Below are 25,171 nucleotides of genomic sequence, written 5' to 3'. Positions count from 1 at the left end.
TTCCCGCTAGTGGCGCATAAAGTGAATTGGTTTAAACTGCGGTCTCTACGCATGTTGCAGGGAAATGATTATGTTGCGATTTTTAAACCAGTGCTCCCGAGGTCGTGGAGCATGGTTATTGTTGGCGTTAACCGCCTTTGCGCTGGAGCTCGTCGCGCTGTGGTTCCAGCACGTCATGCTGCTAAAACCTTGCGTGTTGTGTATTTACGAACGTAGCGCATTATTTGGCGTGATGGGTGCAGGGCTGGTGGGTGCTATCGCACCAAAAACACCGCTGCGCTATGTGGCGATGATAATCTGGATTTACAGTGCCTGGCGCGGACTTCAGTTAGCGTATGAGCACACCATGATTCAGCTGCACCCATCCCCGTTTATGACCTGTGATTTTGCCGCACGCTTCCCAAGCTGGCTGCCGCTGGACAAATGGCTGCCGCAGGTGTTTTTAGCGTCCGGTGACTGTGCTGAGCGCCAGTGGTCTTTTTTAACCCTGGAAATGCCGCAGTGGCTGTTGGGGATCTTCGCCGCCTACCTGGTGGTCGCCGTGCTGGTAGTGATAGCACAGCCGTTCAAACCGAAAAAACGTGACCTCTTCGGTCGCTAACAGAGACGCTCCTTCGGGAGCGTTTTTTTTGCCTTAAATTCATTGCCTGCTGGCATCTATAAGATGTATATTAAATGCATCTTATAGATGCCACACCAAGGAGATGTCTTATGTCCCATTTACGCATCCCGGCAAACTGGAAAGTTAAACGCTCTACTCCCTTCTTCACGAAAGACAACGTCCCGGCAGCACTTCTTTCTCACCATAACACTGCTGCAGGCGTTTTTGGCCAGCTTTGCGTGATGGAAGGTACGGTAACGTATTACGGCTTTGCCAATGAAGACGCAAAAGAGCCTGAAGTAAAAGTGGTGATTAATGCCGGTCAGTTTGCGACCAGTCCGCCGCAGTACTGGCATCGCGTTGAATTAAGCGACGACGCCCAATTCAACATCAATTTCTGGGTTGAAGATGACAACCAAGGCGATGAGATGTATCAGGCGAAAAAGTCTTAAGCCTAAACGCCTGCTAATCGATGGGCGGTTTAGTCCGCCCATGAAGGTTTGTTCAGAATATGATCCTGCCAGTCACGCACTTCCGATTCTTTCACCGCAATATGACGTACTGAAATACGTTCACCGTGCATCGCCGCTTTTGATCCCGTCAGCAGTGGATGCCACTCCGGCAGCCCTTTACCTTCCGCTAGCAGACGATACGCACAGGTCATCGGCAGCCATTCAAAGGTGGGCAGATTATCGCGCGTCAGTTTGATACAGTCAGGCTCGTACTCGAATCGGCGTTCGTAATTACGGCACTGACAGGTTTTGATATTGAGCTGCTTACACGCGACGTTAGTAAAATAGATTTCGTCGGTATCTTCATCCATCAGCTTATGCAGGCAGCATTGACCACACCCGTCACATAATGACTCCCACTCGGCATCGGTCATTTCATCCAGGGTTTTACTTTGCCAGAAAGGTATGTCGCTCATCAGGGTATCCGCTATTGCAATAAAGCTGCACCTTATAACCAGTCTGGCACGCTGATGCAAGTTTTGCCGCCCGAAAAGGCGGCAAGAAGAGATTACAGCACGCGTGTCGTCAGCGTTTGACCATGAAAACTGATAGCCAGCTCATCACCGCTGTTTAACGGCCCAACTCCTGCTGGCGTCCCCGTCAACACAACATCGCCCGCTTTGAGGGTAAAGAAACGACTCATGTAGGCAATCAAAGGAACGATGTGATGGATCATATCCGCCGTGGTGCCGTGCTGGCGCTGCTCACCGTTAACCGTTAACCCGAGCATCGTATCCTGAGGATCACCATTAAATTCCGCCACCGGAATAAACCCTGACAGCGGGCAAGAGTTATCAAAGCCCTTCGCTTTTTCCCACGGCTGCCCCGCCTTCTTCATTTTGCCCTGAATATCACGCAGGGTCAGATCCAACGCGACGCCATAGCCCGCGATGGCTTTGCGCACATGTTCTTCCGTCGCCTGACGTAGGGTCGCGCCAATCAAAACAGCCAGCTCAACTTCATGGTGAACCGAACCCATATCAGATGGGATCACCAGCGGCTGGCGTAAATCGCACAGCGCGGTTTCCGGTTTAATAAACAGCACCGGTTCTTCCGGGGTACTTCCGCCCATCTCTTTAATATGATTAGCATAGTTACTCCCTACGCAAACCACCTTACTCACCGGATAATCCAGCAGAGCACCATGCCAGTTATGATGTTGATACATTACTTTCCCCTAACGTAGTTATCAATTTCAGGTACTGCATCGATGGGGCGTGCTGCTGCCGGATGCAGTTTAACGTTTATCGTCTGGTGTATTTTGTTTCGTCGCAGCCAGATGCTGTTTAAGTAAATCTTCTGGCGGCGGTGGTATTTGTAAATAATAGCCCTGCTCGGTGAGTGCCTGTTTTACTTTTTCCAGATCGGCATTAACCAGCTTTTTACGGCCATCAAGCGGCAACATCATTGCCAGCGTCGGCTGACCAAATCCTTTCATCAGTTCTTCAGGAACTCGCGAGAAATCGTCTTTTTTTTCGACATATAAATAGGTCTGGTCACGTTTACTGCTTCGGTAGATCACACAAAACATATCTTTTACTCTGAATTCACGGAATGGTGGCTTGCCTCAATATAATACTGACTATAACATGCCTTATAGTCTTCGGAATATCACCCCGCGCTGGGGATGATAAATAGCAAATTGAGTAAGGCCAGGATGTCAAACACGCCAATCGAGCTTAAAGGCAGTAGCTTCACCTTATCAGTGGTTCATTTACATGAAGCAGAACCCGAGGTTATTCGTCAGGCGTTGGAAGACAAAATCGCGCAGGCACCTGCTTTTTTAAAACATGCTCCCGTAGTGGTTAACGTGAGTGGTCTTGAAAGCCCGGTAAACTGGTCAGCGCTGCAGAAGGTTGTCGCGTCTACCGGATTGCGCATTATCGGCGTTAGCGGATGCAAAGACGCCAGACTCAAGGCTGAAATCGACGAAATGGGTCTTCCTTTACTGACTGAAGGTAAAGAAAAAGCTATTCGTCCTGCGCCCGTTGAGGCCCCGGCTCCCGTCGCTCCGCCACAAAACGTTACTCCCATCACAAAAACACGATTAATAAATGTGCCGGTTCGTTCCGGTCAGCGCATTTATGCACCACAATGTGATCTGATTGTTACAAGCCACGTCAGTGCAGGCGCAGAGCTTATCGCTGATGGCAATATTCATGTTTATGGAATGATGAGAGGCCGTGCGTTGGCAGGCGCAAGCGGTGACCGGGAAGCGCAAATTTTTTGTACCCATCTGACGGCAGAACTGGTGTCTATCGCAGGTGTTTATTGGCTGAGTGATAAAATCCCAGCAGAATTTTATGGCAAAGCGGCACGTCTGCAATTAGCAGAGAACGCTTTGACAGTTCAACCGTTGAATTGATCCCTTTTTAACAAGGAATTTCTATGGCACGCATTATTGTTGTTACTTCGGGTAAAGGGGGCGTTGGCAAAACCACCTCCAGCGCGGCCATCGCTACAGGTTTGGCCCAGAAGGGAAAGAAAACTGTCGTTATTGATTTTGATATCGGCCTGCGTAATCTTGATCTGATTATGGGTTGTGAACGCCGCGTCGTTTACGACTTCGTCAACGTTATTCAGGGCGATGCGTCGTTAAATCAGGCGCTAATCAAAGATAAGCGTACCGAAAATCTCTTTATTCTTCCGGCCTCACAAACTCGCGATAAAGACGCGCTGACGCGTGAAGGCGTCGCGAAAGTTCTGGACGATCTGAAAACGATGGAATTCGACTTCATCGTCTGCGACTCTCCGGCGGGTATTGAAACCGGTGCGCTGATGGCCCTGTATTTTGCCGATGAAGCGATTATTACCACCAACCCGGAAGTCTCCTCTGTACGTGACTCTGACCGTATACTGGGTATTCTGGCGTCGAAATCTCGTCGCGCGGAAAACGGTGAAGATCCGATTAAAGAGCATTTGTTGCTGACGCGCTACAACCCTGGCCGCGTTAATAAAGGTGACATGCTGAGCATGGAAGACGTACTGGAAATTCTGCGAATCAAGCTGGTTGGCGTGATTCCTGAAGATCAGTCAGTCCTGCGCGCGTCTAACCAGGGTGAGCCGGTTATTCTCGACATCAATGCTGATGCCGGTAAAGCCTATGCTGATACCGTAGACCGTCTGTTGGGAGAAGAACGTCCTTTCCGCTTCATTGAAGAAGAGAAGAAAGGTTTCCTCAAACGCCTGTTCGGAGGATAAGTTATGGCATTACTGGATTTTTTTCTCTCGCGGAAAAAGAGCACAGCGAACATCGCTAAAGAGCGACTGCAGATTATTGTTGCGGAACGTCGTCGTAGTGACGCCGAGCCACATTATTTACCGCAGCTGCGTAAGGATATTCTCGACGTTATCTGTAAGTATGTACAAATTGATCCCGAAATGGTCACGGTACAACTTGAACAAAAAGACGGCGATATTTCGATCCTCGAACTTAACGTGACATTACCTGAAGCAGAAGAGTCTAAATAAGCTCTTTTGTCGCTAAATCATGGTTACGAAAAAGGCAGATTATTCTGCCTTTTTTATTTTCTGTCTCTGACTAACCTATCGAGCATTTATTCCAAAGTAAACTTTGGGTAGTTTTCGGCAAAATAGCGGCGTAAATACTCAACCGTAATACGGATTTTTGCCGACGTCGCCAGCCGGGAGACATAAACCGCCCATATATTGGCGGGTTGATAATACTCAGGCAATATATGCACCAGATGTCCGCTGGCAATGTTGTCGCAAACGTCCCACCACGAACGCAAAGCAATTCCCTGCCCATCCAGACACCATTGATGTACCACTTCGCCATGGTTAGACGACAGCGGCCCCGTAACCTTTATTGAGTGTGCGCCCTCTTTATTACGCATTTGCCAGATACCAAACGGATGGTCACGTTCTTTAATAACCAGGCAGGGGAAAGTAGAAAGATCGTTCAGTTGTTTCGGCACTCCATGCCGCGCCACAAATTCCGGCGAGGCGCACAGAATACGATAGTTAGTCGCCAGCTTGCGGGCAATCAGGTTCGGCGCGATATCATCCCCGATACGAATATCGAGATCGACGCCCTCATTGACCATATCGACCAGACGGTCTTCAACATCGAACCTCAGTTCTAACTGCGGGTACTCTTTTGCCAGCGCAGACAGCGCCGGAGCGACCACCCGGCGGCCAAAACCAAAGCTACTGATAATTCGTAGCATCCCCTGCGGGATCTGCCTGGCATCGGACAGCTCGTCCATCATCTGATCGACATCCTGCAGGATCCGCTGTGCCCATTCGTAGATCCGCTCCCCCTCTTCCGTGATGGTTACGCGCCGCGTTGTTCGGTGCAACAGCACCACGTTCAGCGTTTGCTCCAACAGGGCAACGCGCTTACTGATAAAAGCCGGAGATACGCCCAGCTCTTCGGCAACGGCGGCAAATCCCGCACGACGGGCAACCAGCATAAAGACGCGTAAATCATTTAGCAGAGGCAGATTATTCATGATCTGTGTTTTATGTTTCACCAGTTAGGGGGATTAACTATTAATCAGTCAATTATAGGATACGGGGAAAGTCAATTTTGATGGCGTACAAGTGAGAGCTGCTATGAAGAAAACCTGTCGTATTGCCGCTATCCCCGGAGATGGCATTGGTAAAGAAGTCCTGCCTGAAGGCATTCAGGTGTTGCAGGCAGCCGCCGAGCGTTGGGGGTTGTCACTCAGCTTTGAGCAAATGGAATGGGCCAGCTGCGAGTACTACGCCCATCACGGAAAGATGATGCCGGATGACTGGCACGAGCAGTTACAATCCTTCGATGCTATCTATTTTGGTGCCGTTGGCTGGCCGGAAACCGTACCGGACCACATCTCATTATGGGGCTCGCTGCTTAAGTTTCGCCGCGAATTCGACCAGTATGTCAACCTGCGCCCGGTACGCCTGTTTCCGGGCGTACCTTGCCCACTGGCAGGTAAGCAGCCTGGCGACATTGATTTCTATGTGGTGCGCGAGAACACCGAGGGAGAATACTCTTCACTCGGCGGACGCGTAAGCGAAGGTACAGAACACGAAGTGGTTATCCAGGAGTCGGTCTTCACCCGTCGCGGTGTGGATCGAATTTTGCGTTACGCTTTCGAGCTGGCGCAAAACCGCCCGCGCAAAACCCTGACCTCGGCGACCAAATCCAACGGCCTGGCCATCAGCATGCCGTACTGGGACGAGCGTGTAGAAGCAATGGCGGCTCACTATCCCGAGATCCGTTGGGATAAACAGCATATTGATATACTCTGCGCCCGCTTTGTGATGCAGCCGGAGCGTTTTGACGTGGTGGTTGCCTCCAACCTGTTTGGCGACATCCTCTCCGATCTCGGTCCAGCCTGTACCGGAACGATTGGCATTGCGCCTTCAGCCAACTTAAACCCGGAACGCACCTTCCCGTCTCTGTTCGAGCCAGTACACGGTTCGGCCCCCGATATCTACGGCAAGAACCTCGCCAACCCTATAGCGACTATCTGGGCTGGCGCCATGATGCTCGACTTCCTTGGCAACGGTGATGCTAACTATAAAGCCGCCCACGACGGTATTCTGGCGGCAATTGAGCAGGTTATTGCCAGCGGCCCGAAAACACCGGATATGAAAGGCAATGCCACCACCCAACAGGTTGGCGAGGCCATCTCTCGGGCATTGCGTTAGAGGTCAAACCACGGAATATGAGCCGCGTCACTGACGCGGCTTTTTTATGCTTTTTATGGCACCAATAACCTGCGCCAATTCACCTTTTATTATTTCCGTTCTGTGTTTTATTGCTTCACGCATCGAGCAATTGTTTAATTCATGTAAATAACAAATAATAAAATTGTTAAATACAAGATCACTGATTCCCTACAGCATGATAACAACGACAGGCTAATGCCATACGCGGGCAACTGTGCCCAGGAGATCCCATGTTGAGCAACGTTAAGAAAAAAGACATGCCGCTGATAGCCATCAGTCTGGTGGCTATTCTTTTCATCGCCGCCACACTTAGTCTCTTCCCTCAGCAGTCTGCACAAGTCGCAAATACCCTTTTTAACGGCGTTACCCGGATGCTGGGTTCCGCCGTGCAGATCCTCGTTCTGATGGCGATGGGTCTGGTCGTCTGGCTGGCCACCAGCAAATACGGCAACATTCGTCTGGGAGAAGGAAAAGCGGAATACAGCACGCTGTCCTGGCTGTTTATGTTTATTTGTGCCGGACTAGGTTCCTCCACGCTCTATTGGGGCGTTGCTGAGTGGGCCTATTATTACCAGACCCCAGGTCTGAATATCGCTCCGCACTCGCAAAAAGCGCTGGAATACAGCTTACCCTACTCTTTTTTCCATTGGGGAATCAGCGCCTGGGCGACCTATACGCTGGCTTCATTAACCATGGCCTACCACTTTCATGTGCGGAAAAACAAAGGGCTGAGCCTGTCCGGAATAATCGCCGCTATCACCGGCGTGCATCCGCAGGGCGTCTGGGGCCGGCTGGTTGATTTGATGTTCCTGATCGCCACAGTTGGCGCGTTAACCATCTCTCTGGTTGTCACCGCCGCCACCTTTACCCGTGGTTTATCGGCTCTCACAGGTTTACCGGATAATTTCACCGTACAGGCGTTTGTTATCCTGTTCTCTGGCGGCATTTTCTGTCTGAGCTCCTGGATTGGCATCAACAACGGCTTGCAACGTCTGAGCAAAATGGTCGGCTGGGGGGCGTTTTTACTGCCGCTGCTGGTGCTGATTGTCGGCCCGACCGAGTTCATCACCAACAACATCATTAACGCCATCGGTCTGACGACACAAAACTTTTTGCAGATGAGTCTGTTCACCGACCCGCTCGGCAACGGTGAGTTCACCCGCAACTGGACGGTGTTCTATTGGCTGTGGTGGATCTCCTACACCCCTGGCGTGGCAATGTTTGTCACTCGCGTATCCCGTGGTCGCAAAATCAAAGAGGTTATCTGGGCGTTAATCCTGGGTAGTACCGTTGGCTGCTGGTTCTTCTTTGGCGTGATGGAAAGCTACTCCATTCACCAATTTGTGAACGGTGTGATCGACGTACCGCAGGTTATGGCCACGTTAGGCGGCGAAACAGCCGTACAGCAAGTGTTGATGTCGTTGCCTGCCGGGAAACTGTTCCTGGTGGCGTATCTGGCGATCATGATTATTTTTCTCGCCTCGCATATGGATGCCGTCGCCTACACCATGGCGGCCACCAGCACGCGTAACCTGCAGGAAGGGGAAGATCCGCAGCGTAGCTTACGTCTGTTCTGGTGCGTGGTCATCACCCTGATCCCATTATCAATTTTGTTCACCGGCGCGTCCCTGGAAACCATGAAGACCACGGTGGTTCTGACCGCACTTCCCTTCCTCGCCATTCTGTTGGTGAAGGTTGGCGGTTTTCTTCGCTGGGTACGGCAGGACTATGCCCACGTTCCTGCACATCAAATTGAAGGTCATCTCCCCGAAACGCCAGTGGACGTCCCCGTCGCACCACCGGCCGGGACATTACTCAAAGGCGACAATTAAGCGCCAGTAAAAAATCCTCTTACTCACAAATTAAAGGTATTCCAATGAGCAATCTGAGCCCTGAGTTTATTCTGCCGCAAAATTTCTGTGCCAACCCGCAGGACGCCTGGACTATCCCTGCCCGGTTCTATACCGACCATCAGGCCTTCGAGCACGAGCAGGAGAAAGTGTTCGCTAAGAGCTGGATTTGCGTCGCCCACAGTAGCGAACTGGCGAAACCCAATGACTATGTAACCCGGGAAGTGATTGGCGAGAACATCGTGCTGGTACGTGGTCGCGATAACGTGCTGCGCGCGTTCTACAACGTTTGCCCGCATCGTGGTCATCAACTGTTGAGCGGCGAAGGGAAAGCGAAAAATGTGATTACCTGCCCTTACCACGCCTGGGCATTCAAGCTTGACGGTAACCTGGCGCATGCACGTAACTGCGAAAACGTTGCCAACTTCGACAGTGAGAAAGCACATCTCACCCCGGTACGGCTGGAAGAATATGCCGGATTCGTGTTTATCAACATGGATCCGAACGCAGGCAGCGTAGAAGAACAACTCCCAGGTCTTGCAGACAAAGTTATCGAAGCCTGCCCTGATGTGCATGACCTGAAGCTGGCGGCGCGCTTTACGACCCGAACTCCAGCCAACTGGAAGAATATTGTCGATAACTATCTGGAGTGCTACCACTGCGGCCCGGCTCACCCTGGTTTTTCCGACTCGGTTCAGGTTGATCGTTACTGGCATACTATGCACGGCAACTGGACGCTACAATACGGTTTCGCCAAACCGTCTGAGCAGTCATTTAAGTTCGAAGAGGGTGTTGATGCCGCCTTCCACGGTTTCTGGCTGTGGCCGTGCACCATGCTCAACGTTACGCCAATCAAAGGCATGATGACCGTTATCTACGAATTTCCAGTGGATGCAGAAACTACGCTGCAAAACTATGACATCTACTTCACCAACGAAGAGCTGACCGAAGAGCAGAAACAACTGATCGAATGGTATCGCAACGTCTTCCGCCCTGAAGATTTACGTCTGGTTGAAAGCGTCCAAAAAGGGTTGAAATCGCGCGGGTATCGCGGTCAGGGCCGCATTATGGCCGACACCAGCGGCAGCGGTATCTCCGAACATGGCATTGCCCATTTCCATAATCTGGTCGCGCAGGTGTTTCAGGAATAACCAGAGGCTGTAACGACAGGTTCCGGCGCATCGTCAAGCCGCGCCGGACAGATTTTTTAGGGAGTGCCGCAATGTCTGATTATCAAATGCAAGAAGTCCGGGTCAGCCGGATTGAGACGATTACCGCGCAGGTAAAACGCTTTACCTTAACGGCGACATCAGGCGAGCCGTTGCCCGCGTTTCAGGGTGGCAGCCATATTATCGTGCAGATGCGCGATGGCGAGAATCTGTACAGCAATGCATACTCGCTGATGAGTTCACCCTTTGATACGAGCACCTGGCAAATCGCCGTACGACTGGAGGAAGCATCCAAAGGCGGCTCACGATATCTGCATCAAAACGTGAAACCCGGCGACACGCTCACGATCTCCACACCAAACAATCTGTTCGCCCTCGCTCCTCAGGCACAACAACATCTGTTGATTGCCGGAGGTATCGGCATCACACCGTTTTTATCGCATATCCCGGAGCTGGAACATTCTAAGGCGCAATGGCAACTGCATTATTGCTCTCCCAGTCAGGACAACTGCGCGTTTTATGACGAACTCCTGCAGCACCCCAGCGTCGATCGTATTCATCTGCATCTGTCAAGCGCAGGGACCCGCCTTGATTTATCTCGCCTGCTGGCCGATGTCGAACCCGGCACACATATTTACACCTGCGGGCCAGCAGTGCTCAACGATGCCGTCAGAGAAGCGGCTTCCCTCCATAGACTGGACAGCAATACGCTACATTTCGAACAATTTGCGCTGGAAGATAAAAGCGGTGATGCCTTTACCCTGATTCTGGCGCGTTCAGGACGCGAGTTTGTGGTCCCGGAAGAGATGACCATTTTGCAGGTTATCGAAAATAACAAAGCCGCGCGCGTTGAGTGCCTGTGCCGGGAAGGTGTTTGCGGCACCTGTGAAACGACGATTCTTGAAGGGGAAGCGGATCACCGCGATCAGTATTTCAGCGACGACGAAAAAGCCAGCCAGCAAAGCATGCTTATTTGCTGCTCACGCGCCAAAGGTAAGCGCCTGGTGCTTGATTTGTAGCGTTGCGCAGGCCGGGTTAGCAATGGCGCAACCCGGCGAGCCTGGTGACTTACTGCGGATATTCCTGCAGCAGCGCGTTGAGACGATCGGACATCAGTTCGCCACGCCAACCGGAAACCAACTCCGGCAGGGTCTGCTGCGGCTTTAATTTCCAGTGCCAGTTGAGTAACTGGTTGATTTGACGGCGTGAAGCCAGCAGTTCGACGCTAAGATTATGCTCAGTACTCACCTCGGCAACCAGCGCCTTAATAGCTTTAAACGCTTTGCGGTATCCGGGCATATCCATCAAATTCAGCAGCGGCTGTGGCAGTGATTCTTCCGGTAAAGCCTGCGCTTTTTCTACCAGAGAAATCAGCGTTTTGCCGTGGAAGCGAATTTCACTACCGGAAAGGCCGAGGCTGTCCAGTTCACCCAGACTCCCTGGCATATAACGAGCGACCGACCACAGGTGTTCTTCACGCACCACAAAGTTCACTGCCAGATCGCGCTCACGCGCTTTACGCAGTCGCCAGTCGGCAAGCAGTTGCAGGCAGGCCAACTGACGGGTACGCAGTTGCCAGGCGTTGGTGATGTCGCGCCATGCGTCTTCAGGCGCCAGAACCTCCTGGCGACGCTGCTGCATTAAGCGACATTCGTCCAGTGCGGCTGGCAGCCAGCCGCTGGTTTCAGTTTCAACCATCAGTTTTGTGGTGATCGGTAATAGATACCAGACATCAGCCGCCGCGTACTCACACTGACGCTCGGTCAGTGGTCTGGCCAGCCAGTCGGTGCGGGATTCGCTTTTGTCCAGCGCCACCCCCGTAAACTCTTCCACCATCGCGGCAAACCCCCACGACAGCGGACGACCGCAAAAAGCAGCCAGAATTTGTGTATCAATCAACGGCTGCGGCAGTTCGCCAAAAGCGTTGAGAAACACTTCCAGATCTTCGCTACCTGCATGCAGGAATTTGGTGATGGCAGTATCACGCAGAATATCGCGCAGCGGCGACCAGTCGGTGATCCCCTGCGGATCAATCAGAGCAACGTGTTTGCCATCAAACAGCTGGATCAGCCCCAACTGCGGATAATAGGTACGCGTGCGAACAAATTCTGTATCCAGGGCTATCGCCGGAAATTCACGGACGGCTTCGCACAGCGTGGCCAACGCGTCGTCCGTGGTGATCATTTGATAATTCAAATCGTGCTCTCTTAGGTTTGCGCCAAAAAAAACGCCGGATTTCCCGGCGTTTTCTACTGGCTGACTTAACGCTCAGCCTTTATTGTCCACTTTGGCACGCGCTTCGTCACGTAATTCTCGTCGCAAAATTTTACCAACGTTAGATTTCGGCAACTCATCGCGAAACTCCACCAGCTTTGGTACTTTATAGCCCGTCAGGTGACGACGACAGAAAGTGACCAGCGCTTCATCGGTTAACGAGGCATCTTTCTTCACTACGAAAATTTTCACCGCTTCACCGCTGCTGCCGGACGGAACCCCAACCGCAGCCACTTCCTGCACGCCAGGGTGTTGCATAACCACGTCTTCAATTTCGTTCGGATAGACGTTAAAGCCGGATACCAGGATCATGTCCTTCTTACGATCGACAATACGCAGGAAGCCTTCATCATCCATCACCGCAATATCGCCGGTGTGCAGCCAGCCGTCTTTGATGATTTCGTCAGTGGCGTCCGGTCGCTGCCAGTAGCCCAGCATCACCTGTGGACCTTTCACACACAGCTCACCCGGTTCTCCCGGCGGCACTTCGTTGTCGTCGTCGTCCACCAGCTTGACCTCAGTGGAGGGAACCGGTAAACCGATACTTCCGCTGTGGTAGTCAATATCGTGAGGGTTAACACTCACCAGCGGCGCGCACTCCGTCAGGCCATAACCTTCCAGAAGATACTGCCCTGTCAGCTTCACCCAGCGCTCAGCCACTGCCTGTTGAACCGGCATTCCGCCACCTGCTGAAAGGTGCAGTGACGAGAAGTCCAGTTGCTGAAACTCTTTGTTATTCAGCAGCGCGTTAAACAGCGTATTGACGCCGGTCATCGCGGTAAACGGATACTTCGCCAGTTCTTTGACCAGTCCTGGGATATCACGCGGGTTAGTAATCAGCAGGTTTTGACCACCCAGCTCAATAAACAGCAGGCAGTTCATCGTCAGCGCAAAAATGTGATACAGCGGTAGAGCCGTTACCACCAGTTCTTTGCCCGGATGCAGCAACGGGCCGTAGGTGGCGTTAACCTGCTCCAGGTTAGCCAGCATGTTGCGGTGCGTGAGCATCGCGCCTTTCGCCACGCCGGTTGTCCCGCCGGTATATTGCAGGAACGCCAGATCTTCCGACACCACTTCGGGTTTCACATACTGCATGCGATAGCCGTTTTGCAGCGCACTGCGAAACGAGATGGCATCCGGCAGGTGATACTTCGGCACCAGGCGCTTGATGTACTTCACGACAAAGTTAACCAGCGTTCCTTTGGCGGTCGACAGCTGATCGCCCATACGCGTCAGGATCACGTGTTGCACCGACGTTTTGTCGACCACTTTTTCCAGCGTGTGGGCAAAGTTGGACACGATGACAATCGCCGACGCGCCGCTATCGTTGAGCTGATGTTCCAGCTCGCGAGGCGTATACAACGGGTTCACATTCACGACGATCATGCCGGCACGTAAAATCCCAAACAGTGCGACCGGATATTGCAGCAGATTCGGCATCATCAGCGCGACGCGATCGCCCTTTTTCAGCCCGAGCCCCTGTTGCAAATATGCGGCAAACGCACGGCTACGCTCTTCAAGCTTGCGGAAGGTCATCACCTCCCCCATGTTTACAAACGCGGGCTGATCGGCATACCGTCTTACTGAGTGTTCAAAGAGTTCCACCAGGGATTGATAACGGTCAGGATTGATCTCCGCAGGAACACCAGCGGGATAACGGTTAAGCCAAACCTTTTTCAATACATCACCTCTAAAATGCGTATTCGTCGTCATCACAACCCCAGGCAATAAACAAACTGTTAACATAATATTAACTCAGCGTACCAGTTTGTTTATTACACAACGACAAGGTTGCGAAGCACGTCACTATTTATTTTTCTTATATCCACGTTAATGCAGAAACAGCGGACGAGCCGCTGTTTCTTTTACCATTAAAACAAAGAGTTACTCTGTTACTATGGTCTGAACCTGTGCCGGGCCGGGATTGTACCAGCCCCATCCGCCGTAGCCACCGTAAGGCCAGCCACGCGCACCGTAGAACCAGGGGTCGATAGGCTGAGGCGGCATGACAATCTGCTGAGTAATATGCCAGCGTTTATAACCAGTTACCTGCATCAGCATGAATTTATACGGCGTATTACCGATTTTTCCGTCCACTGTACCGCTTATCGGGCCGACGACGGTGACCAGTTGCCCGCGAAAGTCCACCGGGTCAAGGAAGCCATTTACATCAGCATATATCCGCCCACGAGAGGCTTCACCCAGCACGGGGCGCGCACCGCTATCGAGCGGAACGGTGGCAATTTCCAGACGGGATTTTCCCTGCTGGTTCTGAATATCCACCACTTTGCCGCCGAAACGCGCTTCCTGTCCGACATACAGCTGCGGCGCATTCATCACCCGCACCAGATCCTGCTGCGGCATCGGGCTCGAACCTTTAATCGCATCCGGGATGGTGACGCAGCCGCTAAGCATTAACGCTAAGGCCCCCGCCAACACACCTTTCAATAACTGCTTTTGCACCGCCATATTGTGACTCCCTTTTCTTAGCTTCTGCCCCGGCCTGTTCACAATGCTGTGCACTGACGACTGTACGTCTTAGCCGGGGTTCTACTACTAAGATTCATTCTTTACCGGGAAGTTTCTTCCACGCCACGGTGTTACGTAAATAAACCGGTTCAGCGTGTTCGACCGCTACGGTCTCACCCGCAGCCAGCATTTGCGTGGCGACGGGCAGCATGTCTTCAGCCGCTGGAAGCAGCACGTCACCATCGCTGAGCGTCAGCCCGCTGTCTTTACCAAGCTCAGGCCATGCCGGCCAGCCCGTCCCGACCGTCACCCAGTCGCCAGACAGCTGCAATAAACGCTCATGTACCTGCTCGGGGGTTAACACCGCTTCGGTTTTTTCACCGTGCCAGTTACCGTTGTCATCACGCTGGTATTCGGCCCAGTAGACTTCGCCCATTCGCGCGTCAATCGCCGCCAGTACGCGAGTCGCGCCCGACTTACGCCAGGCGCCCTGTGCCATGGTCGCCAGGGTGGAGACGCCGATCATCGGTAAGTTTGCGCCTAACGCCAGCCCCTGAGCAATGCCAATACCGATACGCACGCCGGTGAAACTGCCGGGACCGCGACCAAACGCCAGGGCGTCGATATCGGTTAACGTGAGATCGCCAGCGGCCAGGATTTCCTGAACCATCGGTAAAATTCGTTGGGTGTGTTCTCGTGGGCAAAGCTCAAAGAGAGCCTTGATAGTACCGTCATTCCACAGGGCAACAGAGCACGCCTCTGTGGCGGTATCGATAGCCAGAATTCGCATGGGTGTTTGTGATCAGATCAATAAATTTGGCGCGCATCTTACCACACTCCGTAACAAATTACTCAGTCGTTGGTATGGCAAGAAAGCGAACCGCGCGAGCGATGTCACGCGTCCGCGGCGCAGGAGGAAGACTCGCCAGGAAGGTGGCGCCGTATGGCCGCATAACCAGACGATTGTCGCAAATCACCAGCACGCCGCGATCGTCAGCATCACGTATCAGACGCCCTACACCCTGCTTCAGGGTGATTACCGCATCCGGCAACTGGACGTCTTCAAACGGATCGCCGCCGCGCAGTCGACAATCCTCCATTCGGGCTTTTAACAGCGGGTCGTCCGGCGAGGTAAATGGCAGTTTATCGATTATCACCAGCGACAGCGTATCGCCGCGCACGTCCACGCCCTCCCAGAAGCTGCTGGTGGCAACCAATAGCGCATTACCTGCGCTGACAAACTGCTGTAGCAGTTGTCCTTTGCTGGTTTCGCCCTGCAGCAGTACGGGAAGCGTCATGGTAGCGCGGAATTGTTCCGCCAGATCGCGCATCATCGCGTGCGAAGTGCACAGCATAAAACAGCGGCCGTTGTTCGCCTCGATAATAGGTCGCAGCATGGATGCTAACTGGCGTGCAGCCCCCGGCTGATTGGTTTGCGGGAGATTACGCGGCACGCACAGCAGCGCCTGGCGCGTGTAATCAAATGGGCTTGGCAGCAGCATCGACTCGGCATCTTCAATACCCAGTCGTGCAGTGAAATGATGAAGGTCATCGTTTACCGACAGCGTCGCGGAAGTAAAAATCCAGCAGCCCGGCTTTTGTTCCATCACTTCTTTGAATTTATCCGCCACCGTAAGCGGCGTCAGCGCGAGGGTGAAATGGCGGGAGGTGCATTCATACCAGTAGCTGAAGCCTGGCTGGTTGATCTCTTTCAGGCGCTTCAGACGCGCACGATAAAGCGTGGCGCGCTCAAACGCGGCATCCAGCAATGCCGAACGCCCAAGAGACAGCTTCGCCACGTCATAACACAGCTCCAGCGTGTCATCGAGCAGCAAAAACGCGCGCTGTACGCGCTGGTCGACCAGCAGTTCCCGCAGGTTTCCGCGATAGCCCGGCTCACCAAGCTGCAAGCGGAAGTCCTGAGCGCTTTGTGCAAGGCGATCGGCGCACTTTTGCAGCTGCTGAGTGTCTTTCAGCTCGGTGCGATAGGCAATGGTGATGTCTTTCGCCAGGTCTAACAGCTGGCGACTGGAGAGCGATTGACCAAAGTACTGGCTGGCGATATCCGGTAACTGATGCGCTTCATCGAAGATCATCACATCAGCTTCCGGGATCAGTTCGCCAAACCCGCTCTCTTTTACCACCATATCGGCGAGAAACAGATGATGGTTAACCACGACGACATCCGCATCCATCGCTTTTTTACGCGCTTTAACGACAAAACACTCTTTATACAGCGGGCAGTCGCTGCCCAGACAGTTGTCATTAGTGCTGGTCACCAGCGGCCAGGCCTGAGAGTCTTCCGCCACGCTGACGCAGGTGCTGATGTCCCCATCAAGGGTTTGATTTGACCAGGAGCGCAGCAGAATGACGTCGCTTAACGTTTGTACCGGCAAGTCGCCACCCGCCAGCGCCTGCTGTTCAAGACGCTCAAGGCACAGATAGTTTGAACGCCCTTTCAGCAGCGCCAGTTTACCGGTGAACTTCAGTGCTTTAGCGACGGTCGGGAGGTCGCGGCTGTATAGCTGATCCTGTAACGCCTTCGAGCCCGTGGAGACAATGACCTTCTTTCCGGCACGCAGCGCTGGGGCAAGATAAGCGTAGGTTTTACCCGTTCCGGTTCCGGCTTCTACCACCAGCGGTTGTGATTTTTCGATGGCATGACTGACGGCGATGGCCATCTGCCGCTGTGGTTCTCGCGGTTTAAAACCCGGTATCGCTTTAGCCAACTGACCGTCTGCTGCAAAATCGTCCGTCACACTGCCCCCTGTTCATTTGAACAGGGATTATGTCAGGCCAGCGGGTCTTTCGCCAGTTGAAGAGGTGACGTGGGCACAACATTATGGCAGTCTTGGCGCAACCCAAAGCTATTATGAAAAAACGTAAATGAGGAATGATTTATGACGATTGTGCGCATTGATGCCGAAGCGCGTTGGTCCGACGTGGTAATCCACAACAACACGCTGTATTACACCGGCGTGCCGGAAAATCTGGATGCAGACGCCTTTGAGCAGACGGCAAATACGCTGGCGCAAATTGATGCGGTGCTGGAAAAACAAGGCAGCAACAAGTCACGTATTCTTGATGCCACCCTATTTTTGGCAGACAAAAACGATTTTGCCGCCATGAACAAAGCCTGGGACGCGTGGGTCGTTGCTGGCCACGCGCCGGTACGTTGTACCGTTCAGGCCGGATTGATGAACCCGAAATACAAAGTTGAGATTAAGATAATCGCTGCAGTTTAAGCGGCGTTATTCGTCTTCATCTTCAAAACGCGCCACGATCCGCTCGCCGGTATGACTGGCGCGTAACTCTTCAGCAACCAGAGCAATGGCTTGTCCGCTGCTCATCCCCTGCGACATCAGCTCCTGAATACGCTCTACCGCTTTTTGCTGCTGCTCATGACTGAGTGAAGGTAAACCTGCAAACATTGTTAACTCCTGCTAAATTGTCTGCGCTAATTATTTCATGCTACCGGGCAGTTAGCCAGTAGAGTAGCAACGAGTCAGGACTGATGAAGACGTTATCTCCCGCAGTAATCACATTACCCTGGCGTCAGGACGCCGCTGAACGCTATTTTTCGACATTAAGCCATCTGCCCTGGGCGATGCTGCTGCATTCAGGTCAAGCCGACCATCCGCATAACCGCTTTGATATTCTGGTGGCGGATCCCGTCACCACGTTGGTTATACGTGCTGAAGAGACCGTAGTGCAGGACGGGCACGCAATCACGCGCTCGCTTGATGATCCAATGACGGTATTACATTCCGCGCTAGCTGCACACAAGATTCACCCCGAGTATCAACCGGATCTGCCGTTTCAGGGCGGCGCGTTAGGTCTGTTTGGCTACGACCTTGGCCGACGCTTTGAATCTCTGCCGACTATTGCTGAGCGCGATATTACGCTACCGGATATGGCCGTTGGCATTTATGACTGGGCGCTGATTGTTGACCACCAGTTGCAGACCGTATCGCTGCTCAGCCATACCGATGTCGAGGCTCGCCTGAAATGGCTCGACGCGCAACAACCGCCAACGTGTGAGCCGTTTACATTGACCTCGGCGTGGCAGTCCAATATGAGCCGCGCCCGGTATGGCGAAAAATTCCGCCAGGTACAGGGCTATCTGCACAGCGGCGATTGTTACCAGGTCAACCTCGCGCAGCGTTTTCAAGCGCGTTACGAGGGGGATGAGTGGCAGGCATTTGTCAAACTCAATCACGCTAACCGCGCCCCGTTCAGCGCGTTTATTCGTCTTGAGGAAGGCGTTATCCTCAGCCTTTCGCCAGAACGTTTTATTCTGCTGGAGAACCAGCATATCCAGACCCGTCCTATTAAAGGTACGTTGCCCAGGCTTGAAGATGCCGATGCCGATCGTGAGCAGGCCCGGCGGCTGGCGAATTCGCCGAAGGATCGTGCGGAGAACCTGATGATCGTCGATTTGATGCGTAATGATATTGGCCGCGTTGCCGTACCGGGTTCGGTACAGGTTCCGGAGCTGTTTGTCGTCGAACCGTTCCCTGCCGTTCATCATTTGGTCAGCACCATTACCGCACGTCTGCCAGAGTCATTACACGCCACCGATCTGCTACGCGCCGCCTTCCCCGGCGGCTCTATTACCGGTGCGCCGAAAGTGCGGGCGATGGAAATTATTGACGAACTGGAGCCACAAAGACGTAATGCCTGGTGCGGCAGCATCGGTTATCTGAGTTTCTGCGGCAATATGGATACCAGCATCACCATTCGCACGCTGACAGCCATAAACGGACAAATTTATTGTTCCGCTGGCGGCGGCATAGTGGCGGACAGTCAGGAAGACGCTGAGTATCAGGAAACATTTGATAAAGTGAATCGTATTTTGCACCAACTGGAGAACTGAGACGTGGAATACAGCAGCCTGACGCTTGATGATTTTTTATCGCGCTTTCAACTCCTGCGCCCGCAGGTCAATCATGCCGCGTTAAACCAGCGCCAGGCCGCCGTACTGATCCCCGTCGTGCGTCGTCCACAGCCGGGATTGTTGTTAACCCAACGTTCCGTTCACCTGCGCAGGCACGCCGGACAGGTCGCCTTCCCCGGTGGGGCGGTGGATAGCAGTGATGCCTCGTTAATTGCCGCCGCCCTTCGCGAGGCACAGGAGGAGGTGGCGATCCCACCTTCATGCGTAGAAGTGATCGGCGTTCTGCCGCCGGTCGACAGCGTGACCGGTTTCCAGGTCACCCCAGTGGTAGGCATTATCCCGCCTAATCTGCCGTATCGCGCCAGTGAAGATGAAGTTTCAGCAGTGTTCGAAATGCCGCTGGCCCAGGCCCTGCATTTAGGTCGTTACCACCCGTTGGATATTTACCGTCGTGGCGATTCACATCGCGTATGGCTTTCCTGGTATGAGCAATATTTCGTCTGGGGAATGACTGCCGGAATAATTCGTGAGCTGGCGCTTCAAATTGGCGTCAAGCCCTGACTATACTTATCTTTACGCGCGCCATAGACAACTTGAAACTCAGGTCACAACATTAGTAAAACCGCGGTTATCTATTAGTTTAATTCATGTGAATAGTTAAGCCGATCGCCGCGTTCCCTCTTACACTATGCGCAGTTATAACATCGTTACTGGAAAGCCCAGTCGCCCTGTAGGAGTATTATCGTGATTAGTCTATTCGACATGTTTAAGGTGGGGATTGGTCCCTCATCTTCCCATACCGTAGGGCCTATGAAGGCGGGTAAACAGTTCGTCGATGACCTGGTCGAAAAAGGATTACTGGACAGCGTTACTCGTGTCGCCGTCGACGTGTATGGTTCACTGTCGCTCACGGGTAAAGGTCACCACACCGATATCGCCATTATTATGGGTCTGGCGGGCAATGAGCCTGCTACCGTGGATATTGATAGCATCCCCGGATTTATCCGCGACGTAGAAACGCGTGGACGCCTGCTGCTTGCGCAAGGTCAGCACGAAGTGGATTTCCCGCAGAATGACGGGATGCGTTTTCACAACGGCAACCTGCCGCTGCATGAAAACGGAATGCAGATCCATGCGTACAATGGCGAAACCGTCATTTATAGCAAAACCTACTACTCAATCGGCGGTGGATTCATCGTTGATGAAGAACATTTTGGTCAGGATGCCGCGGGCGAGGTCAGCGTGCCTTATCCGTTCAAATCCGCGACTGAAATGCTGGAGTACTGCAACAGCACCGGCCTGTCTCTCTCTGGCATGGCGATGCAGAACGAACTTGCTCTGCACAGCAAAAAAGAGATTGAAGAGTACTTTGGCCACGTCTGGCAAACCATGCAGGCCTGTATCGATCGTGGCATGAACACCGAAGGTGTGTTGCCGGGTCCGCTGCGCGTTCCTCGTCGTGCTTCAGCTCTGCGTCGTATGCTGGTTTCCAGCGATAAGCTGTCCAACGATCCGATGAACGTGATCGACTGGGTGAACATGTTCGCGCTGGCCGTTAACGAAGAAAACGCCGCGGGCGGTCGCGTAGTGACAGCGCCAACCAACGGTGCCTGCGGTATCGTGCCTGCGGTACTGGCCTATTACGATCATTTCATCGAGTCCGTCAGCCCAGATATCTATACCCGCTATTTCCTGGCGGCCGGTGCAATTGGCGCGTTGTACAAAATGAACGCCTCAATCTCTGGTGCAGAAGTAGGTTGTCAGGGTGAAGTTGGCGTAGCCTGCTCCATGGCTGCCGCTGGTCTGGCTGAACTGTTGGGCGCGAGCCCTGAGCAGGTGTGTGTTGCTGCCGAAATCGGCATGGAACATAACCTCGGCTTAACCTGCGATCCGGTTGCCGGTCAGGTACAGGTTCCGTGCATTGAGCGTAACGCCATTGCTTCAGTGAAGGCGATCAACGCTGCGCGTATGGCAATGCGCCGTACCAGCGCGCCGCGCGTCTCGCTGGATAAAGTCATTGAGACCATGTACGAAACAGGTAAAGACATGAACGCCAAATACCGCGAAACGTCACGCGGTGGCCTGGCAATCAAAGTTCAATGTGACTAATACTTAGTTTTCGCCCATCTGCGACGGATGGGCGAATTTGCCCCCTCTCCCTCGTCTACTGTAATTTTCCCCACTACACTTGCTCTGTTGCTGTTGGCTTCTGTGACCAACGGCTTATCGGGCGGCCCGCATGCAAACAGCACAACGGATCATTAAAAATTATCGCCGGAATCGCTTAATCGTTTGCACAGTATGTGCACTACTGACGCTCATCCTCACATTAACTGTTCGATTTATTTCGGAGCGTAATTTAAATCACCGAAATATCGTCACCTTTGCCAACCATGCTGTAGAAGAACTGGATGACGTACTTTTACCCTTGCAGACCGGACGTGATGTATTGCTGCCGTTAATTGGCCTCCCCTGCTCAGTGGCACGTTTACCGTTAAGCAAACATGCCGCAAGACTGCAAACGGTGCGTTCTATTAATCTGATTCAAAGCGGGATCCTCTATTGCTCCAGCATTTTTGGGTATCGCAATGTCCCCATTCGTCAACTACAGCCCGAATTACCCAGCAGGGAACCGCAACTGCTGCTGTCTACTGACCATTCGCTGATAAAAGGCAGCCCGATTCTGACGCAATGGTATCCATCCTCTGCCGATGGTGAAGATGGCGTGCTGGAAATCGTCAATATCGATTTATTGTCGTCTATGTTGCTTGAACCCCAGCCGCCGCAGATCACCGATGCCAGCTTAACCGTTGGTAATCGGCATCTACTGTATGATCAAGGTGTGGTCGATACTCTGCCTAAGCTAAATGATGAAAAACGCTACCAGCTGTCATCTCAACATTTCCCGTTTACCATTAGCGTCACCGGCCCCGGTCCCAGTGAACTGGCGATTAAACATCTGCCAACACAGCTGCCGCTGGCGGTGATCCTAAGTTTATTAGTGGGTTACCTGGCATGGCTGGCGACCGCCAGCAGAATGAGTTTTTCCTGGGAGATTAATCTGGCCCTTGCTGCTCGGGAATTCGAGCTATTTTGCCAGCCGCTGCTTAATGCGCAAACCCAGCAATGCATGGGCGTGGAGATTCTTCTACGCTGGAATAACCCACGCCAGGGTTGGATCTCTCCGGAAGTGTTTATTCCCATCGCTGAGGAGCACAACCTGATTGTGCCGCTAACCCGTCATGTCATCGCAGAAACCATTCAGCAAAGACACGTTTTCCCGATGAGCAGCCAGTTTCATATTGGGATTAATGTCGCCGCCAGCCATTTTCGTAACGGCACGCTGCTAAAAGATCTCAACCAGTATTGGTTTAGCCAGCATCCCATTCAGCAGTTAGTCATCGAACTTACCGAACGAGATGCGTTACTGGATGTGGATTATCGGGTCGTACGCGAATTAAATCGGCTTGGCGTAAAACTGGCGATTGATGATTTCGGTACCGGTAACAGCTCGCTCTCCTGGCTGGAAAAACTACGCCCGGATGTGCTGAAGATCGATAAATCATTTACTTCGGCCATAGGAACAGACGCCGTGAACTCAACCGTCACAGACATCATTATCGCTTTGGGGAAAAAATTGAATATAGAACTGGTGGCGGAAGGCGTTGAAACCCAGGCGCAGGCTCAGCATTTGCGCCGACACGGCGTACATTTGTTGCAAGGTTTTTTGTACGCAAAGCCAATGCCGCTGCGTGATTTCCCAAAATGGCTGGCGGGCAGCACGCCGCCGCCCACCCGACATAACGGGCGACACAGTATGCCCGTCATGCCGTTTCGCTAAACCCGGTTACTCGTCTTCGTCGTGAGCGGGTTGTTCTTTAACAATGCGAACTAAATCCACACGATAGTCATTCGCTTCGACAATCGTAATACTCAGCGGTGCAACCTCGATAACATCACCGACACGTGGAATATGGCCGTTAGCCGCAATGACTAAACCTGCCACCGTGGCGATGTCTTCGTCTTCATTCACTAACGTATCCACGTCCAGCGCCTGTTGCAACGCATGCAGATCGGTACCGCCTTTGACCAACCAACCACCTGCATCAGCTATAATTTCTGGTGTTTCATCGGCATCCGGGAATTCACCAGCAATGGCTTCTAATACGTCCAGCGGCGTGACCAGACCCTGTACTACGCCAAACTCGTTAGTGACGATAACGAAGCTACCGCGGGCACGACGCAGAACGCCTAACAGATTGATCGGGTCCAGCGTTTCCGGAACAACGATAGCCGGAGAAGCAGAGGCAATCGCCGCCACATCCACACCGTCTTCCAGCGCCACCAGCAGCTCTTTAGCACGCACGATACCGATGATTTCATCCAGTTCGCCACGACACACCGGGAACAGGCTGTGAGGTGAAGAGAGCAACTGCTCGCGAATTTCTGCCACGCTCAGGTCGGCATCAACCCAGCTGATTTCACCACGAGGCGTCATAATGCCGCGTAACGAACGCGACGCCAGGGAGAGGACGCCGTTGATCATATAGCGTTCTTCTTCCACAAACGCGCCTTCCGGGACAGGAACCGGCACCGGGTTATCGGATTCCATCTGCACGCTGGCCTGACGTTTACCGCCCATCAGACGCAGGATTGCATCGGCAGTACGTGCACGCAGCGGCAGCGTCGACTGGTGGCGAATAAAGTTACGACGGGCAATCTGGTTAAACAACTCGATGATGATCGAGAAACCAATCGCCGCATACAGATAACCTTTCGGAATATGGAAGCCAAACCCTTCGGCAACCAGGCTCAGACCAATCATCAACAGGAAGCTCAGACACAGCACCACCACCGTCGGGTGTTGGTTCACAAATCGTGTCAGCGGCTTAGAGGCCAGCAGCATCACGGCCATGGCAATCACTACTGCCGCCATCATCACTGGCAGATGGTTGACCATGCCGACCGCCGTAATCACGGCATCCAGCGAGAACACCGCATCGAGGATGACAATCTGCGTTACGACAACCCAAAAGCTCGCATACCCTTTCGTCTGCCCGGTATCATGTTCACGGTTTTCCAGCCGCTCATGCAGCTCTGTCGTAGCCTTGAACAAGAGGAAGATACCCCCCAGCAGCATAATCAGATCGCGCCCCGAGAACGCATAGTCCATTACCGTGAACAGCGGCTTTGTCAGCGTCACCATCCACGAAATCACGGACAACAAGCCCAGACGCATAATCAGTGCCAGTGACAAACCGATTAAACGCGCTTTATCACGCTGTTTCGGCGGCAGCTTATCAGCCAGGATCGCAATGAAGACCAGGTTATCAATACCCAGAACAATTTCGAGAACGACAAGCGTGAGCAAACCCACCCAAATCTGCGGGTCCATTAATAATTCCATGACAAGCTCCTGCTTAAGGAATGACCAAACTGCGCGCTGAGGATCTCAGGCGTTAAAGCGATATGCAGAGAAAATTTGTGGCAAAAAGTGCCAATCTGACAGGCTTGATACGGCCTGAAGGTGAAATGACGTCGGTGACGATCCATATGGTGGGCTACTGCCCTATACTCCTGAGTAATTAAACAGATGCTAAACATAACAGAGAGAAGCTGTTTTTAGCAAAGATTTACCTTCCTTTGCAATAAGTTGTTTCGGAGATATTTTACCCTTCGAAATTTCTTTTTATCGGAAGTTAAATTACGGATCTTCA

The 25,171-nt window shown here is 52.7% G+C and carries 26 protein-coding genes; 14 read left to right on the top strand and 12 right to left on the bottom strand.

Annotated features, from left to right (window positions below):
• Positions 1 to 70 precede the first annotated feature (70 nt).
• The gene (gene dsbB / locus BZK40_RS12845) at positions 71 to 601 is read left to right on the top strand and encodes a disulfide bond formation protein DsbB (RefSeq protein ID WP_003844060.1); all 531 of its coding nucleotides are present in this window, start codon (positions 71 to 73) and stop codon (positions 599 to 601) included.
• A 110-nt stretch (positions 602 to 711) separates the two neighbouring features.
• Complete coding sequence (locus tag BZK40_RS12840) at positions 712 to 1,053, top strand: TehB family protein (protein ID WP_079934747.1); 342 nt, start codon at positions 712 to 714, stop codon at positions 1,051 to 1,053.
• Positions 1,054 to 1,082: 29 nt separating this feature from the next.
• Here BZK40_RS12840 and ycgN read toward each other — a convergent pair whose 3' ends face one another.
• From ycgN to BZK40_RS12825, 3 genes are all read right to left on the bottom strand, one after another.
• Entirely contained in the window at positions 1,083 to 1,529 is a 447-nt protein-coding gene (ycgN, locus tag BZK40_RS12835; protein ID WP_003020944.1) for a cysteine cluster protein YcgN, read from the bottom strand.
• Positions 1,530 to 1,621: 92 nt separating this feature from the next.
• The gene (locus tag BZK40_RS12830) at positions 1,622 to 2,281 is read right to left on the bottom strand and encodes a fumarylacetoacetate hydrolase family protein (protein WP_048235224.1); all 660 of its coding nucleotides are present in this window, start codon (positions 2,279 to 2,281) and stop codon (positions 1,622 to 1,624) included.
• Positions 2,282 to 2,350: 69 nt separating this feature from the next.
• Positions 2,351 to 2,644 carry a YcgL domain-containing protein gene (locus tag BZK40_RS12825; protein WP_003833735.1) on the bottom strand — a complete coding sequence of 98 codons (294 nt, stop codon included), beginning with the start codon at positions 2,642 to 2,644 and terminating at the stop codon, positions 2,351 to 2,353.
• A 126-nt stretch (positions 2,645 to 2,770) separates the two neighbouring features.
• On the opposite strand from BZK40_RS12825, the gene minC reads away from it, so the two are divergent.
• The 3 genes from minC to minE are packed head-to-tail and all read left to right on the top strand — an operon-like array spanning position 2,771 to position 4,584.
• Complete coding sequence (minC, locus tag BZK40_RS12820; protein ID WP_003833736.1) at positions 2,771 to 3,478, top strand: septum site-determining protein MinC; 708 nt, start codon at positions 2,771 to 2,773, stop codon at positions 3,476 to 3,478.
• Between the two features lie 23 nt (positions 3,479 to 3,501).
• A complete protein-coding gene (gene minD, locus BZK40_RS12815; protein ID WP_003020956.1) occupies positions 3,502 to 4,314 on the top strand; it encodes a septum site-determining protein MinD in 813 nt (270 codons plus the stop codon).
• Between the two features lie 3 nt (positions 4,315 to 4,317).
• Entirely contained in the window at positions 4,318 to 4,584 is a 267-nt protein-coding gene (minE, locus tag BZK40_RS12810) for a cell division topological specificity factor MinE (RefSeq protein ID WP_003833739.1), read from the top strand.
• A gap of 86 nt (positions 4,585 to 4,670) precedes the next feature.
• Here minE and BZK40_RS12805 read toward each other — a convergent pair whose 3' ends face one another.
• Positions 4,671 to 5,588: a LysR family transcriptional regulator gene (locus BZK40_RS12805; protein ID WP_020996618.1), complete on the bottom strand. Its 918-nt coding sequence runs from the start codon at positions 5,586 to 5,588 to the stop codon at positions 4,671 to 4,673.
• A gap of 103 nt (positions 5,589 to 5,691) precedes the next feature.
• Between BZK40_RS12805 and BZK40_RS12800 the strand changes: the two genes are divergently transcribed.
• The 4 genes from BZK40_RS12800 (at position 5,692) to BZK40_RS12785 (ending at position 10,833) form a co-directional block, all read left to right on the top strand.
• The gene (locus BZK40_RS12800) at positions 5,692 to 6,774 is read left to right on the top strand and encodes a tartrate dehydrogenase (RefSeq protein ID WP_079934746.1); all 1,083 of its coding nucleotides are present in this window, start codon (positions 5,692 to 5,694) and stop codon (positions 6,772 to 6,774) included.
• A gap of 251 nt (positions 6,775 to 7,025) precedes the next feature.
• Positions 7,026 to 8,627: a BCCT family transporter gene (locus BZK40_RS12795; protein ID WP_008785019.1), complete on the top strand. Its 1,602-nt coding sequence runs from the start codon at positions 7,026 to 7,028 to the stop codon at positions 8,625 to 8,627.
• 44 nt (positions 8,628 to 8,671) lie between these two features.
• Entirely contained in the window at positions 8,672 to 9,796 is a 1,125-nt protein-coding gene (gene yeaW / locus BZK40_RS12790) for a carnitine monooxygenase, oxygenase subunit YeaW (protein WP_003833746.1), read from the top strand.
• A gap of 71 nt (positions 9,797 to 9,867) precedes the next feature.
• Positions 9,868 to 10,833 (top strand): PDR/VanB family oxidoreductase, encoded by a 966-nt coding sequence (locus BZK40_RS12785; RefSeq protein WP_079934745.1) that lies wholly within the window; start codon positions 9,868 to 9,870, stop codon positions 10,831 to 10,833.
• 49 nt (positions 10,834 to 10,882) lie between these two features.
• On the opposite strand, the gene rnd is transcribed toward BZK40_RS12785, so the two are convergent.
• The 5 genes from rnd to yoaA form a co-directional block, all read right to left on the bottom strand.
• Positions 10,883 to 11,998, bottom strand: a complete 1,116-nt coding sequence (gene rnd / locus BZK40_RS12780; protein WP_079934744.1) for a ribonuclease D — start codon at positions 11,996 to 11,998, stop codon at positions 10,883 to 10,885.
• An 84-nt stretch (positions 11,999 to 12,082) separates the two neighbouring features.
• Complete coding sequence (gene fadD, locus BZK40_RS12775) at positions 12,083 to 13,768, bottom strand: long-chain-fatty-acid--CoA ligase FadD (RefSeq protein ID WP_122973804.1); 1,686 nt, start codon at positions 13,766 to 13,768, stop codon at positions 12,083 to 12,085.
• Between the two features lie 204 nt (positions 13,769 to 13,972).
• A complete protein-coding gene (locus tag BZK40_RS12765) occupies positions 13,973 to 14,557 on the bottom strand; it encodes a Slp family lipoprotein (protein WP_003020975.1) in 585 nt (194 codons plus the stop codon).
• Positions 14,558 to 14,651: 94 nt separating this feature from the next.
• Positions 14,652 to 15,347 (bottom strand): tRNA (adenosine(37)-N6)-threonylcarbamoyltransferase complex dimerization subunit type 1 TsaB, encoded by a 696-nt coding sequence (tsaB, locus tag BZK40_RS12760; RefSeq protein WP_079934743.1) that lies wholly within the window; start codon positions 15,345 to 15,347, stop codon positions 14,652 to 14,654.
• Positions 15,348 to 15,405: 58 nt separating this feature from the next.
• Complete coding sequence (gene yoaA, locus BZK40_RS12755; RefSeq protein ID WP_032943757.1) at positions 15,406 to 17,316, bottom strand: DNA repair helicase YoaA; 1,911 nt, start codon at positions 17,314 to 17,316, stop codon at positions 15,406 to 15,408.
• 141 nt (positions 17,317 to 17,457) lie between these two features.
• Here yoaA and BZK40_RS12750 point away from each other — a divergent pair, with 141 nt between their 5' ends.
• A complete protein-coding gene (locus tag BZK40_RS12750) occupies positions 17,458 to 17,802 on the top strand; it encodes a RidA family protein (protein ID WP_003020984.1) in 345 nt (114 codons plus the stop codon).
• 6 nt (positions 17,803 to 17,808) lie between these two features.
• Here BZK40_RS12750 and BZK40_RS12745 read toward each other — a convergent pair whose 3' ends face one another.
• Positions 17,809 to 17,988: a YoaH family protein gene (locus BZK40_RS12745; protein WP_003020986.1), complete on the bottom strand. Its 180-nt coding sequence runs from the start codon at positions 17,986 to 17,988 to the stop codon at positions 17,809 to 17,811.
• Positions 17,989 to 18,071: 83 nt separating this feature from the next.
• On the opposite strand from BZK40_RS12745, the gene pabB reads away from it, so the two are divergent.
• From pabB to BZK40_RS12725, 4 genes are all read left to right on the top strand, one after another.
• Positions 18,072 to 19,433 (top strand): aminodeoxychorismate synthase component 1, encoded by a 1,362-nt coding sequence (pabB, locus tag BZK40_RS12740; protein ID WP_079934742.1) that lies wholly within the window; start codon positions 18,072 to 18,074, stop codon positions 19,431 to 19,433.
• Positions 19,434 to 19,436: 3 nt separating this feature from the next.
• On the top strand, positions 19,437 to 20,015 hold the full coding sequence (locus BZK40_RS12735; protein WP_079934741.1) for a CoA pyrophosphatase: 579 nt from the start codon (positions 19,437 to 19,439) through the stop codon (positions 20,013 to 20,015).
• Between the two features lie 183 nt (positions 20,016 to 20,198).
• Positions 20,199 to 21,563, top strand: a complete 1,365-nt coding sequence (gene sdaA, locus BZK40_RS12730) for an L-serine ammonia-lyase (RefSeq protein WP_003833765.1) — start codon at positions 20,199 to 20,201, stop codon at positions 21,561 to 21,563.
• A 130-nt stretch (positions 21,564 to 21,693) separates the two neighbouring features.
• On the top strand, positions 21,694 to 23,295 hold the full coding sequence (locus BZK40_RS12725; RefSeq protein WP_008785025.1) for a cyclic di-3',5'-guanosine monophosphate phosphodiesterase PdeD: 1,602 nt from the start codon (positions 21,694 to 21,696) through the stop codon (positions 23,293 to 23,295).
• A 6-nt stretch (positions 23,296 to 23,301) separates the two neighbouring features.
• Here BZK40_RS12725 and yoaE read toward each other — a convergent pair whose 3' ends face one another.
• Positions 23,302 to 24,861 (bottom strand): CNNM family cation transport protein YoaE, encoded by a 1,560-nt coding sequence (gene yoaE / locus BZK40_RS12720; protein ID WP_008785026.1) that lies wholly within the window; start codon positions 24,859 to 24,861, stop codon positions 23,302 to 23,304.
• Positions 24,849 to 25,007, bottom strand: coding sequence for a protein YoaL (locus tag BZK40_RS25030; protein WP_370766360.1), 159 nt, complete (start codon positions 25,005 to 25,007; stop codon positions 24,849 to 24,851). The genes yoaE and BZK40_RS25030 overlap by 13 nt, the downstream gene beginning before the upstream one ends.
• Positions 25,008 to 25,171 lie beyond the last annotated feature (164 nt).

It is taken from the genome of Citrobacter portucalensis (genome assembly GCF_002042885.1).
Lineage (GTDB): Bacteria > Pseudomonadota > Gammaproteobacteria > Enterobacterales > Enterobacteriaceae > Citrobacter > Citrobacter portucalensis.
The sequence above is the reverse complement of the archived record's forward strand: the minus strand, read 5'-3'. Positions and strand labels throughout refer to the sequence as shown.